At 64.9% G+C, this 12,244-nt stretch carries 10 protein-coding genes; 4 read left to right on the top strand and 6 right to left on the bottom strand.

Annotated features, from left to right (window positions below; all coding sequences use genetic code 11):
- Positions 1-22: 22 nt before the first annotated feature.
- The gene (locus BLS41_RS21795; protein ID WP_074768578.1) at positions 23-1,303 is read right to left on the bottom strand and encodes an efflux RND transporter periplasmic adaptor subunit; all 1,281 of its coding nucleotides are present in this window, start codon (positions 1,301-1,303) and stop codon (positions 23-25) included.
- 19 nt (positions 1,304-1,322) lie between these two features.
- On the bottom strand, positions 1,323-4,571 hold the full coding sequence (locus BLS41_RS21790; RefSeq protein WP_074768576.1) for an efflux RND transporter permease subunit: 3,249 nt from the start codon (positions 4,569-4,571) through the stop codon (positions 1,323-1,325).
- Between the two features lie 371 nt (positions 4,572-4,942).
- Between BLS41_RS21790 and BLS41_RS21785 the strand changes: the two genes are divergently transcribed.
- Positions 4,943-5,230, top strand: coding sequence for a DUF4148 domain-containing protein (locus BLS41_RS21785; protein WP_074768574.1), 288 nt, complete (start codon positions 4,943-4,945; stop codon positions 5,228-5,230).
- 71 nt (positions 5,231-5,301) lie between these two features.
- On the opposite strand, the gene BLS41_RS21780 is transcribed toward BLS41_RS21785, so the two are convergent.
- Positions 5,302-6,195 (bottom strand): LysR family transcriptional regulator, encoded by an 894-nt coding sequence (locus BLS41_RS21780; RefSeq protein ID WP_074768572.1) that lies wholly within the window; start codon positions 6,193-6,195, stop codon positions 5,302-5,304.
- Between the two features lie 98 nt (positions 6,196-6,293).
- Here BLS41_RS21780 and BLS41_RS21775 point away from each other — a divergent pair, with 98 nt between their 5' ends.
- Genes BLS41_RS21775 through BLS41_RS21765 form a run of 3 tightly spaced genes read left to right on the top strand, consistent with a single transcriptional unit; the run spans position 6,294 to position 9,035 of the window.
- The gene (locus BLS41_RS21775) at positions 6,294-6,809 is read left to right on the top strand and encodes a lactoylglutathione lyase family protein (RefSeq protein WP_074768570.1); all 516 of its coding nucleotides are present in this window, start codon (positions 6,294-6,296) and stop codon (positions 6,807-6,809) included.
- A gap of 50 nt (positions 6,810-6,859) precedes the next feature.
- Complete coding sequence (locus tag BLS41_RS21770; protein ID WP_074768568.1) at positions 6,860-7,879, top strand: zinc-binding dehydrogenase; 1,020 nt, start codon at positions 6,860-6,862, stop codon at positions 7,877-7,879.
- Positions 7,880-7,934: 55 nt separating this feature from the next.
- Positions 7,935-9,035 carry an NADH:flavin oxidoreductase/NADH oxidase gene (locus BLS41_RS21765; protein WP_074768566.1) on the top strand — a complete coding sequence of 367 codons (1,101 nt, stop codon included), beginning with the start codon at positions 7,935-7,937 and terminating at the stop codon, positions 9,033-9,035.
- 141 nt (positions 9,036-9,176) lie between these two features.
- Here the strand turns inward: BLS41_RS21765 and BLS41_RS21760 are convergent, their stop codons facing one another.
- From BLS41_RS21760 to BLS41_RS21750, 3 genes are all read right to left on the bottom strand, one after another.
- Positions 9,177-10,016, bottom strand: coding sequence for an IclR family transcriptional regulator (locus BLS41_RS21760; protein WP_083380043.1), 840 nt, complete (start codon positions 10,014-10,016; stop codon positions 9,177-9,179).
- A gap of 128 nt (positions 10,017-10,144) precedes the next feature.
- Entirely contained in the window at positions 10,145-10,873 is a 729-nt protein-coding gene (locus BLS41_RS21755) for an SDR family NAD(P)-dependent oxidoreductase (RefSeq protein WP_074768564.1), read from the bottom strand.
- A gap of 30 nt (positions 10,874-10,903) precedes the next feature.
- Positions 10,904-12,211 (bottom strand): MFS transporter, encoded by a 1,308-nt coding sequence (locus tag BLS41_RS21750; protein ID WP_074768562.1) that lies wholly within the window; start codon positions 12,209-12,211, stop codon positions 10,904-10,906.
- Between the last annotated feature and the right edge of the window lie 33 nt (positions 12,212-12,244).

Genomic DNA, 12,244 nt, shown 5'->3' with positions numbered 1-12,244 from the left:
GTTCAACACGGATCAACCCGGTTCAACCCTGCGCGGCCGGCATGACCTGAACCATCTGGCCGTTGCCGAGCGAATCGCCGGGGTTGTTGATCACGCGATCCGTCGACGCGAGCCCGGTCGTGATCTCCACGTGCGTGCCGAAATCGCGGCCAATATGCACCGTCTTGAGCGCCGCCCGGCCGTGACTGTCGACCACCGCCACCGTCACGCCGTCCGGGCGGAACAGCAGTGCGCTGACCGGCAGATCGAGCGCGGGCGAAGGGTTCTGCAATTGCAGATGCACCTGCGCGTACGCACCTGGCATCAGCGCGCCGTCCTTGTTGTCGACATCGATTTCGACGCGCAGCGTCCGGCTCGACGGATCGATCGAACCGGTGCTGCGCGCCACCTTCCCGGCGATATGCCGCCCGGGATACTGCGGCGCGGTCAGATAAACGCCGGTGCCGGACGTGACGTAAGGCGCGTCGTTCTGCGGTACGTCGGCGAACACGCGCAGCACGCCGGTCTGCTGGATGTGGAACAACTCACCCGACATGCCTGCCGTACCGGGCGTGCCGCCCGCCGTCACCAGCGCGCCGGTGTCGACGTTGCGCGCGGTGATCACGCCGTCGAACGGCGCGGTGATCTTCTCGTACGACACCAGTTCGGCGAGGTGCGCGACATTGGCCTGAGCCGATGCCAGCATCGCGCGACGCGCTTCCATGTCGCTGACTTTGGTGTCCGCGTCCTGTTGCGCGACCGACTGCGTTTGCAGCATGTCCTGCCAGCGTTGCGCGGTGGTTTTCGCGAAGTTGAAATTGGCCTGCGCGGTGGCTTCGTCGGCACGGGCCTGACGCAGTTGCGCGTCGAGTTCCGGCGCCTCGATGGTCGCCAGCGTCTGGCCGCCCGTCACATGCGCGCCGATGTCGGCATTCCAGTGCGCCAGATAGCCGCTGGTGCGCGCATAGATCGACGCTTCGGCGAACGGCGTCACGGCGGCGGGCAACAGGATTTCGTTGACGGCGGGCGCGGCGCGCGGCGTGACGACCGATACGCTGAGGACGCTCTGCGCTTGCGTCTGCTGGGTCAGCGCGGCGCTTGCGTGGAGCCGGGGCACGATACCGACCAGCAGTAACGCAGCGGCGAGACCGGTTAGCGCGAGCGGCCACAGGCGACGCCGGTGTGGGGTTGCGGTTGCGGCTGCGGTTGCGGTTGCGGCCGAATCGGTGCCGGTGCCGGTGCTGGTGTTCGCGTTCGGCTGGACGCCTGCGTTCACGTCTGCGCGCTGCTCATCGAGTTCGGGCGGAAGGGATGAATCGTTCATGGGCGAGGTCTCGTCTGAATCAATGGGTGCGTTCGGCAATGCTGGCTTCGTGCGGGTTTTCCTGCGGGCCGCCCCGCCGTTCAGAACGTGCCGCGCGGCGTTTGTCGAGCCACGCATGCACCGTCCCATAGACGACCGGCACGAACAGCAGCGTCGACACCGTCCCCAGCGCCAACCCGCCGATCACCGCGCGGCCGAGCGGCGCGTTCTGTTCGCCGCCGTCGCCGAGACCGAGCGCCATCGGCAGCATGCCGATCAGCATCGCGAGCGCGGTCATCAGCACCGGGCGGAAGCGGCTGAAACCGCCATCGAGCGCGGCCTGCAGCGGCGGCTGGCCGCCGTGGTGGAATTCGCGCGCGGTGTTGATCACCAGAATGCTGTTGGCGGTCGCGATGCCGATACACAGAATGGTCCCGGTCAACGCCGGCACGCTCACGCGCGTGCCCGTGCTGAACAGCATCCACGCGATGCCCGCGAGCGAGCCCGGCAGGCCGCTGACGATGATCAGCGGATCGAGCCACGACTGGAAGTTCACGACCATCAGCAGGTACACGAGACCGATGGCGAACACGAGACCGGCGGCGAGACCGCTGAACGAGTCGTGCATCGCCTGCACCTGGCCGCGCATCACGATCGACGCGCCAGGCGGCAGCTGCGGCCGGATCTGATCGACGAGGCGGGTCACGTCGGCGGCGACGCTGCCGAGATCGCGTCCTTGCGTCGACGCAAAAATGTCGAGCACCGGCTGCACGTTGTAGTGGGACACGACGGCTTGCTGCGTGCCGCGCGTCAGCGTACTCAGCGCGCCGAGCAGGTTTTGCGGAGCGGGCACGCCAGGCGTCGCGGCGGCGCTCGCGCTGCCGCTCGCCGCCACCGGAATATTCGCCAGCGCCTGCAACGAGTTGACGTCGTACTGCGGCATCATCGCCATCAGCGGATAGCTCACGCCGTTACGCGGATCAAGCCAGAAATTCGGCGACGTCTGCGAACTGCCGGACAGCGCGATCAGCAGATTCTGCGACACGTCGCGTTGCAGCAGGCCCGCCTGGATTGCCCGCGTGCGGTCCACGTTCACGTTGATCGCGGGTGCATCGCCGGGTTGCTGGATACGGGCGTCCACCAGCCCGCGCACGCCGCGCAATTGCGCGAGCAGGCGGTTGGCGACCGCGCGGTTCGCATCGAGCTTGTTGCCGACGATCTGGATGTCGATCGGCGCGGGCAAGCCGAAATTCAGAATCTGGCTGACGATATCGGCGGGCAGGAACGCGAACGTGACGCCGGGAAACTCTTTCGCCAGCGTATTGCGTAGCGTCGCGACATAGCCAGCGGTCGGCTGATGCCCGGCCGCGAGCGAGATCATCACGTCGGCATCTTCGGGGCCGATCGGATCGGACGAATCGTAAGTCAGGTTGATGCCGCTCACCGGCACGCCGATGTTGTCGAGCATCGCCGCGAGTTCCGGTTTCGGAATCACGCTGCGCACGCGTGCTTCGACCTGATCGGTGAGGCGCGCGGTGTCCTCGATTCGCGTGCCGGTCGGCGCGCGCAGATGCAGACGGATTTCACCGGTATCGACAGCGGGGAAAAAGTCGCGGCCCGCGAACGGCAGCAACGCGAGCGAGCCGACGCACAGCACAAAGAAAATCACGATGAAGCGGCGCGGACTCGCCATCGCCGCGCCGAGCACGCCGCGATACCGCTCGCGCAAGCGCTCGAAACGCTGTTCGAAGCCGCCCTGAAAACGGATCAGCCGCGCCACCGGCCCGTTGCCGCCAACCGGCGTCCGGCTGCGCGCGCGCATCAGATACATCGCCAGCGTCGGCACCAGCGTGCGCGAGAAGAAGTACGACGCGATCATCGCGAACACCACCGCTTCGGCGAGCGGCACGAACAGATAGCGCGCCACGCCGGACAGCAGGAACATCGGCACGAACACGATGCAGATGGACAGCGTCGACACGAACGTCGGCACCGCGATTTCACCGGAGCCGTTCAGTATCGCGTCATGCAGCGGCTCGCCGTTTTCCAGATGATGGGTGATGTTCTCGATCGCGACGGTCGCGTCGTCGACGAGAATGCCGACCGCGAGCGCCAGCCCGCCGAGCGTCATGATGTTAATGGTCTGTCCAAGCGCGGACAGCGCGATCAGCGAGGTCAGCACCGCGAGCGGAATCGACACCGCGATGATCAGCGTCGCGCGCCAGCTGCCGAGAAACAGCAGGATCATCAGCGCGGTCAGCGCGGCGGCGATCAACGCTTCGCGCGCCACGCCGAGCACCGCCGACTTCACGAACACCGACTGATCCGACAACGCGGTGATGTGCAGCGAACTGGGCAGGCCGGCCGCGATATGCGGCAGCATCGCCTTGACCTGCTGGATGATCGTCAGCGTCGACGTGCTGCCGGATTTCTCGATGGTCAGCAGCGCGGCGCGTTTGCCGTCGGCCCGCACGATGTTGGTTTGCGGCGCGTAGCCGTCGCGCACATGGGCGACGTCGCGCACGTAGACCACGCCGCCGTTCACGGTCTTGACCGGCAGATCGTTGAGCGTGGCGACGGTGTCGGTGCTGCCGTTCATCTGCACGTTGTATTCCTTCGTGCCGATCTTCGCGGTGCCGCCCGGCAGGATCAGATTCTGCGCATTCACCGCGTTGACCACGTCGAGCGGCGCGAGTCCCTTGGCCTGCAACGCGCGCGGATCGATATCGACCATGATCTGCCGCACCTTGCCGCCGAACGGCAACGGCACCGACGCGCCTTGCACGGTCGCCAGTTGCGTGCGGATCGCGCTGTTACCGAGGTCGTAAAGCTGCTGCTCGGACAGCGTGTTGCTGGACAGCCCGAGTTGCAGGATCGGCACCGTCGACGCGTTGTACGTGATGATGTTCGGCGGCAACGTGCCCGGCGGCAGCACGCGCAGGATCGATGCGGAGTTGGACGCCGCTTCCGCAATCGCGCGATTGATGTCGGCGCCCGGGTGGAAAAAGATCTTCACCACCGAGACGCCGTTCAGCGATTGCGACTCGATGTGCTCGATGTCGTCCACGTCGGAGGTCAGCGCGCGCTCGTAGTTCGACGTGATCCGGTTCGCCATGTCCTGCGCGGAAAAACCGTTGTACGTCCAGACGATGCTGACGACGGGAATATCGATATTCGGAAAGATATCGGTCGGCGTGCGCAGTATCGCAAGCGGGCCGACGATAAAAATCAGCACCGCGAGGACCACGAAGGTATAGGGCCGGCGCAGCGCGAGCCTGACGATCCACATGAGGGGTTCCTGAAAAGAGACCAGGGAAGCGCGCGTCCTGGCCGTGTCCGGTGAACGGGCAGGGCCGCACGGAATGCACGGATGCGTGACGCGAACTGTGTGAATCGGGAGTGTGCGGGCGGGGCGCTTACCGGCGGCGGACGGCCAGATTACCGTTTTGTTATCTAACGGCCCGACGGCGTTAATGACAGCGGACGATCTGCGCAACGCGGGACAAGGTTCGGGCGGCGACGGCGAGGCGCAGATAACGAAACCGTAATCAGCGGGTCAGCGCTCCGACAGTTCGAATGACAAGAATGCAAACGTGGTTCAGGCCACAACACGTCCTTGTCATGACTGGTCAATTGGCTGGTCGCTAACGGAGAAACACCATGAAACTGCTTACCGCTATTGCCATTGCCGCCCTCAGCCTGCCGTTCGGCGCGAATGCGTTTGCCCAGACCAGCCATTCAGGACTGACGCGGGCCGAAGTGATGGCGCAGTTGCACGAGGCACAGGTCGACGGCATCGTCCCGACGCGCAGCAATGACTATCCGCCGTCGGCGGCCACGGTCGAGCGCAACCGCGAACTGTATGCGATCCAGCACGGCACCGATGGCGCTAAATCGCTCAGAACGGCTGACCAGGCCACGACGCAGCCAGGAGCGGCGGCTGATTGAGGGCGGGGGAATCGACGGCGCCGGATCGCGGCGAGTTGCAGCGGTCGCAGCAATGGCAGCCTGCGTTGCTGCTACCGTCCCGCCGTCCCAAGTTTCGCGACCTGCTCGCGAAGATGCTCGATAGCCCGCGCGGCAAAGCTGGACACCGGCCATTCCGACCGATGGATCAGCCACAGCGTATCGACGACCGGCGCGCCGCATTCGACGACCGCAATCGCCTCCTGGCGGGCGAACGCGGTGCGCGCATAACGCGGAATCACCGTGAATCCCAAGCCACGCGCCACCGGCTCGAGAATCAAACCGATCTGATTGCTGAAACCCTGGCGGCGCAATGTCTGCACACCGGGATTGCCGGGAAAACGGCGGCTCAGCAGCCGGCTTGCCATCGCCTGGCCGTCCGGGTGGTCGATAAAACCAAGCCGTTCGAGATCGCTCCATTCGTGCATCTCGGCATGCGCGGCGGGGACGACCAGTTCCAGCGGTTCCTCGGTGAAATGACTGGCGGCCAGCCGGGGATCGTCAGGCTTGAGCGTGACCAGACCGAGTTCGTACTGGTTCTGCAACACGGCGGCTAACACTTCGGAATCGGGCGCGAAGCGGTGTCGCACGACCCAGCCGGGATGGACCTGCTGCAATCCCAGCAAGATCGGAAACAGCGCAAGTCCAATGCTACCGGGGCTGATCAGACTGATTTCACCCGATTCGGTGTCCGCACCGCTCAGTCTCAGCCGCAAGCGCTTGTCGGCGAGATCGGCTTCTTCGCAATACGCGAGCAACGCGTGACCGGCGGGCGTCAATTCGAGTTGACGCGGACGGCGGATCGCCAGCAACCCCAACTCGTCCTCCAGATGCCGCAGATGCTGGCTCACGGCGGCCTGCGTCAATTGCAGCCGCTCAGCCGCGCGCGTGAAGCTGCCGAGTTCGGCCAGCGTCGTGAAAGTTCGCAGCCATTGCGGATTCAGCATAAGGATAATTTATCGAATTGATAATCTGGACGTGGTTTTAATTATAGCGACGGAAGCCTAACCTTCCAGCACACCATTTGCCCGGAAGGAGCCCGCTTATGTCCACAACCTATCCTCGTTCGTTTTCCCATATTGGCCTGTCGGTGACCGATCTCGACGCCGCGGTCAAGTTCTACACTGAAGTGCTCGGCTGGTATCTGATCATGCCGCCCACCACGATTGCCGAGGACCCGAGCGCGATCGGCGTGATGTGCACCGATGTGTTCGGCGCGGGCTGGGGTTCGTTCCGTATCGCGCATCTGTCGACGGGCGACCGCGTCGGCGTGGAAATCTTCGAATTTCCGAATGCAGAAAAACCCGCCAACAACTTCGAATACTGGAAGACCGGCGTGTTCCATTTCTGCGTGCAGGACCCGGACGTCGAAGGGCTGGCCGCAAAGATCGTCGCGGCGGGCGGCAAGCAGCGCATGCCGGTGCGCGAATATTTTCCTGACGAGAAGCCGTACCGCATGGTCTATATGGAAGACCCGTTCGGCAACATCCTCGAAATCTATAGCCATAGCTACGAGTTGACGTATTCGGCGGGGGCTTATCAGTCGGGCACGGCTAGCTGATCCGCGCCTGTCCAACGGTCCACTCACATATGTCTGACAAGGCTGAAGCAATGCAGAGGGAACTTCCCGCTTCGTGGCGGGCGTGGGTCTGGCGCGGCGGCGCGAGTCCGCTCGATCTGGTGCTGGAGCGCGTGACGCGTCCGGCCATCGCGCCCGGCGAAGTGCTGGTGCGCAACGCGGTGATCGGCCTGAATCCGGTCGACTGGAAAGTGCTCGGCGACGAGCAGCTCGACTGGCAACCCGGTCATGTACCGGGTGTCGACGGCGCGGGAACGGTGGTGGCAATCGGCGACGGCGTGCCGCACGATCTGCTGGGGCAGCGCGTCGCCTATCACCAGAGCCTGCATCGACACGGCAGCTTCGCCGAATACACGTCGATACGCGCCGAAGTGCTGCTGCGCGTACCGGCGAACATGGACTTCGCGGTGGCGGCCAGTTTCCCGTGCCCGGCGCTGACCGCGTTTCAGGCAATCGAAAAACTTCCGCCGGGCCGGGGCCGCACGTTGCTGATCAGCGGTGCGGGCGGCGCGGTGGGCCGGTATCTGGTGCAACTGGCGGTGGCGCGCGGCTTTGCCGTCACAGCCATGTGCAACCGGCGACATTGGGAACGCCTGCTGGCGCTCGGCGTCGATGAATGTATCGAAGGTCCGCTGGGCGACGGACAGGCGTGGCCTGTCAACGATCCGAAACGCTTCTTCGCGATCATCGACAGCGTCGACGCCGATCACGCCGCGCGCCTTGCACCCGCGTTGCTGGCGAACGGCCACCTGGTCTGCATCCAGGGGCGTGTCGCGCAATGGCCGTGCGCGCCGTTTGGCCGCGCATTGTCGATGCACGAGGTCGCGCTGGGCGCGTTGCACGTTTATGGCGACAGCGCCGCATGGAACGCGCTCACGCAGGCCGGCGAGCAGATGCTCGGCGAGATCGCGGCAGGGCAACTGCAAGCGGAACCGGGTATCGTCGGCGATTTCGAGGGACTGGCCGAACAACTGGATGCGCTGAGACAGCGCCGTTTCTCCGGCAAGCCGCTGGTCGCCGTCGAGCCGATCCGACACACCGGGCCGGTCTAGCCAGCCTGAACAACCGATTTCTCCCGGCAACATCGGGACACACCGAGGAATAAGCATGTCAGCACTCTTCACTCCGTTTCAACTCAAGGACGTTTCACTGCGCAACCGCATCGCCGTTCCGCCGATGTGCCAGTACAGCGCCGTCGACGGCTTCACCAACGCGTGGCATCAGACGCACTACGCAAGTCTCGCGCGCGGCGGCGCGGCGCTGGTGATCGTCGAGGCGACGGCGGTGTCGCCGGAAGGACGCATCACGCCGGCCTGCACGGGTTTGTGGAACGACGCGCAGGCCGAAGGCATGGCGCAGATCGCGGCGTCGATCAAGGCGGCGGGCTCGGTGCCCGGCATCCAGATCGCGCATGCGGGACGCAAGGCGAGCGCGAACCGTCCGTGGGAAGGCGACGACCACATTCCCGAAGGCGATCCGCGCGGCTGGGACACGTTGTCGCCGTCGGCGATCGCGTTCGGCGCGAACCTGCCCAAAGTGCCGAAAGCGATGACGCTCGACGACATCGCGCGCGTGAAGGCCGACTTCGTGGCCGCCGCCCGCCGTGCCCGCGACGCCGGTTTCGAATGGCTCGAACTGCACTTCGCGCATGGCTATCTCGCGCAGAGCTTTTTCTCGGTGCACGCGAACCAGCGCGACGATCAGTACGGCGGTGACCTCGCGGGCCGCAGCCGGTTCCTGCTGGAAACGCTCGCTGCCGTGCGCGAAGTGTGGCCGGACAACCTGCCGCTGACCGCGCGTTTCGGCGTGATCGAATACGACGGACGCGATGAAGAGACGCTCGACGAATCGATCGAACTGACGAAGGCGATGCGCGCCGGCGGTCTGGACATGCTGAGCGTGAGCGTCGGCTTTTCGACGCCGAAGGCGAAAATCCCCTGGGGACCTGCGTTCCTCGCGCCGATTGCCGAGCGCGTGCGGCGTGAAGGGGGCTTGCCGGTGTCGTCGGCGTGGGGCATCGACTCGCCGGAGAACTGCGAGCGCGTGATCGCGCAGGAGCAACTGGATCTGGTGATGGTCGGCCGCGCGCATCTGGCCGATCCGCACTGGCCGTATTACGCGGCGCTGGCGCTGAAGGCCGAGAAGCCGTCGTGGGTGTTGCCCGCGCCATACGCGCACTGGCTGGAGCGGTACGCGGTGGCGGAGTGATGTGTGTTGCGGATCCGGTGTAAGTATTTAACGCCGGATCGGGATTGACGCACGCCCGGCGCTTGCCGATCTTTATCTGTCGCGCCGGGCGTGTCTACGTTGTCTGTTATGGACGAAGCGGATGAAGCGGCTTCGGCAAAACTACCGGCCGCTAGTCGGCCCGAGTCGCGCGGCAATCGTCCTGCACGCCGCCAGCAACGGCTCGATATAGGACGCTTGCGCGTCCGCCTTCAACCGATAAGTCGGCATGCTGATACTGATGCAGCCGACCGCACGCCCATCGGTTCCGCGAATCGCCGCACCGAAGCAGGAAATCGCGATTTCGTTTTCTTCGCGATCTTCGGCGTAGCCACGTTGTTCGGTGGCGGCGACTTCGTTGCGCACGTCGTCGAGACTGACCAGCGTGCGTTCCGTGAAGCGCTCCAGCGGCGCGTCTTTCAGCAACGCTTCGCGCTCGGCCACACCGAGTGTCGCGAGATACGCCTTGCCCACCGAACTCGACGTGAGCGACACCCGTGTGCCGACGCGCGATGCCATGCGCACCGCGTGCGGGCTTTCCAGCTTTTCGATGTACACCATCTCGCCCTGACTCGGCACCGCCAGGTGAATCGTCTCCGATGTGACGTTGCGCAATTCCATCAGCGCATCGACGGCGGCGAGGCGCAAATCCGAGCGTTCCCAGCTACGGCTCGCCAGATTCACGAGGCGCGGGCCGAGGCCGAAGGTCGTGCCGTTGGCCGCCGCGACGATCAACCCCTCGGCCTGCAACGCGGCCACGATCCGGTGGACAGTGGGACGCGGATAGCCACTCGCCGCGCTCAGCTTCGCGACATTGGGCGGCGTCTCGGCATCGGCGACCAGTTGCAGCACGGCAATGAATTTGGAGAACGCGGCAGCGCCGGCCACGGTTTTCGCATCGGCGGTGCTGGTCGCACCGGCGGTGGATTCTTTCGAAGAGGGCTTGGAATCTAGGGTCGACATCAGGCAGTAGTCAGGCACGGTTGAAAGATTATGCCTTCAATCACAGGCCCGGATGGTGTCGATCCACCGTGGCCTGCTCATCGGGACCGGCGACGGGACCATTGTCGGGACCGTCGCACGGTCAGCCGTTATGCGACCAGATAGCCGCCATCCACCGGCACGATCGCGCCCGTCATGAACGACGCGGCCGGCGTGCAGAGGAACGCCGCCACTTGAGCGACTTCGTCGGGCGTGCCCCAGCGGTGCATCGGCGTGCGGTCGAGAATCGCCTGCGAGCGGCCGTCGTCGTCCTGCAACGCCTGCGTCAGCGGCGTGGCGATCCAGCCGGGCGCAATCGCGTTCACGCGGATGCCGTCGGCCGCATAAGCGAGCGCGAGCGACTTGGTCAACTGCGCGACCGCGCCCTTGCTCGCGCTGTACGCGGGCACGAGTCCGCCACCGAAAAAGCTCAGCATCGAAGCGGTATTGACGATGCACCCCGACGACGCCTTCAGCAATTCGCGCGCCGCCGAGCACACCCGCATCGTGCCATTCAGGTTGATGTCCATCACGCGCTCGAACACGTCGATCCGATGTTCTTCGATGCGGCTGATCACGCCCGCGCAATTGACCACGATATCGAGCCGGTCGAACGCTTTGAGCGCGGCGGCGACGTCGTCGGTCGAGCGGACGTCGAGCGTGGCGCGCTCGACATCGCGGTTCAGCGTATCGGGTGCGCCTTGTGGCAGCGGCAACCCGGCCGCGACCGTTTTTGCGCCGAGTTGCGCGAGTCCGTTGGCGATGGCCGCGCCGATGCCGGACAAGCCGCCCGTGACGAATGCGACCTTGCCTTCGAGGAGATTGTTCTGGAATGTCATAAGAGTCGGCAACGAATGCTCAGGTTGAGGTCAGGTAGGTTGAGTCGTGGCGGCGTTGGGCAGCGGCGCGGGCGCCACTTCCTTCACCACGAACAGATAAACGAAGGCGGCGGCAAACGCGACCCCTGCGCTGATCAGCAGCGCGTTGACGAACGAATGCGTCTGATCGACGACGATGCCCGTGATCACCGGCGCAAACGATCCGCCCAGATAGCCGCCGAAGTTCTGCATGCTGCCGAGCGACGCCACCAGATGGCGGGGCGCGGCAACCGTCACCAGCGCCCACGCACTGCCGCTGGAAAGATTCACGAAGAACATCGCGAGCGACACGTAGGTGATCGCGAGCGCCGTGCTTGGCGTGTAGGCAGCGGGCACCGTGAACGCCGCCGCGCCGATCAGGCCGACGCAGACCGGCCACTTGCGGCTGCGGATCGGCGCCATGCCGCGGCGGAGCAGAAAGTCGGCGACATAGCCGCTGCTCACCATGCCGATCGTGCCGAAGATATACGGAATCGACACGAGCCAGCCGGTATGCGCAATGCTCAGATGACGCTCGTTCTCCAGATAGCCCGGCAGCCACGTGAGATACAGCCAGACCATGTAGATCACGCCCATGAAGCCGAAAATCATGCCCCACGTGTTGCGCAGCTTGAACAGCGCGCCCCATTCGGCAAAGCTCAGGCCCTTCCTCGCGCGCGCCTCGGTCTGCACCGAGCCTTCGTTCAGGTGCGCGGTTTCAGCTTCGGTCAGCGCGATCTCGTCGCGGTTGCGATAGACCATGTACCAGCCGAGCGCGACCAGAATGCCGAGCACGCCCATGATGATGAACATGGTTCGCCATCCGAATGAAAGCATCAGCACGGTCAGGATCGGCGGCGCGAGCATCGGCGCAATCGTCGACGACGAGATGAAGGTACCGGTCGGGCCGCCGCGCTCACGCACCGCGAACCATTCGTTGACCACTTTCGCGCCTGCCGGAAAGAGCGGCGCTTCGGCGACGCCGAGCACGACCCGCGCGATCAGAAAGTGGTTCAGCGTCTGGATGAAGCCGCCCGCCACCTGCGCGATCGACCACACCAGCATGCCGAGCCCGAGCATCACGCGCGAGCCGAAACGGTCGAGCAGCGCGCCCACGGGCAACTGCGCAAACGCATACGACAGGGAAAACGCGGACAGCAGCAAGCCCATCTGCGAAGCGGACAGATGAAGCTCCTGACTGACCAGATGATTCGCAATCGACAGCGTGCTGCGGTCGAGATAATTGACCACGCCCGCAATCGTCAGAAAGACGACTGCGACGACCTGGATGCGTTTCAGACGCGGTGACTTCTGAAGCATGTTTTGTCTCCTGCCCAATGTGGTTTTCGGTGG

It is taken from the genome of Paraburkholderia fungorum, assembly GCF_900099835.1.
GTDB lineage: Bacteria > Pseudomonadota > Gammaproteobacteria > Burkholderiales > Burkholderiaceae > Paraburkholderia > Paraburkholderia fungorum_A.
The sequence above is the reverse complement of the archived record's forward strand: the minus strand, read 5'-3'. Positions and strand labels throughout refer to the sequence as shown.

What these genes read in the sequence shown, in the direction of transcription:
- BLS41_RS21755 (WP_074768564.1), bottom strand. Translation starts at nt 10,873, where the DNA reads ATGACATTCCAGAACAATCTCCTCGAAGGCAAGGTCGCATTCGTCACG.
- BLS41_RS21775 (WP_074768570.1), top strand. Translation starts at nt 6,294, where the DNA reads ATGTCCACAACCTATCCTCGTTCGTTTTCCCATATTGGCCTGTCGGTG.
- BLS41_RS21765 (WP_074768566.1), top strand. Translation starts at nt 7,935, where the DNA reads ATGTCAGCACTCTTCACTCCGTTTCAACTCAAGGACGTTTCACTGCGC.
- BLS41_RS21785 (WP_074768574.1), top strand. Translation starts at nt 4,943, where the DNA reads ATGAAACTGCTTACCGCTATTGCCATTGCCGCCCTCAGCCTGCCGTTC.
- BLS41_RS21790 (WP_074768576.1), bottom strand. Translation starts at nt 4,571, where the DNA reads ATGTGGATCGTCAGGCTCGCGCTGCGCCGGCCCTATACCTTCGTGGTC.
- BLS41_RS21760 (WP_083380043.1), bottom strand. Translation starts at nt 10,016, where the DNA reads ATGTCGACCCTAGATTCCAAGCCCTCTTCGAAAGAATCCACCGCCGGT.
- BLS41_RS21750 (WP_074768562.1), bottom strand. Translation starts at nt 12,211, where the DNA reads ATGCTTCAGAAGTCACCGCGTCTGAAACGCATCCAGGTCGTCGCAGTC.
- BLS41_RS21795 (WP_074768578.1), bottom strand. Translation starts at nt 1,303, where the DNA reads ATGAACGATTCATCCCTTCCGCCCGAACTCGATGAGCAGCGCGCAGAC.
- BLS41_RS21770 (WP_074768568.1), top strand. Translation starts at nt 6,860, where the DNA reads ATGCAGAGGGAACTTCCCGCTTCGTGGCGGGCGTGGGTCTGGCGCGGC.
- BLS41_RS21780 (WP_074768572.1), bottom strand. Translation starts at nt 6,195, where the DNA reads ATGCTGAATCCGCAATGGCTGCGAACTTTCACGACGCTGGCCGAACTC.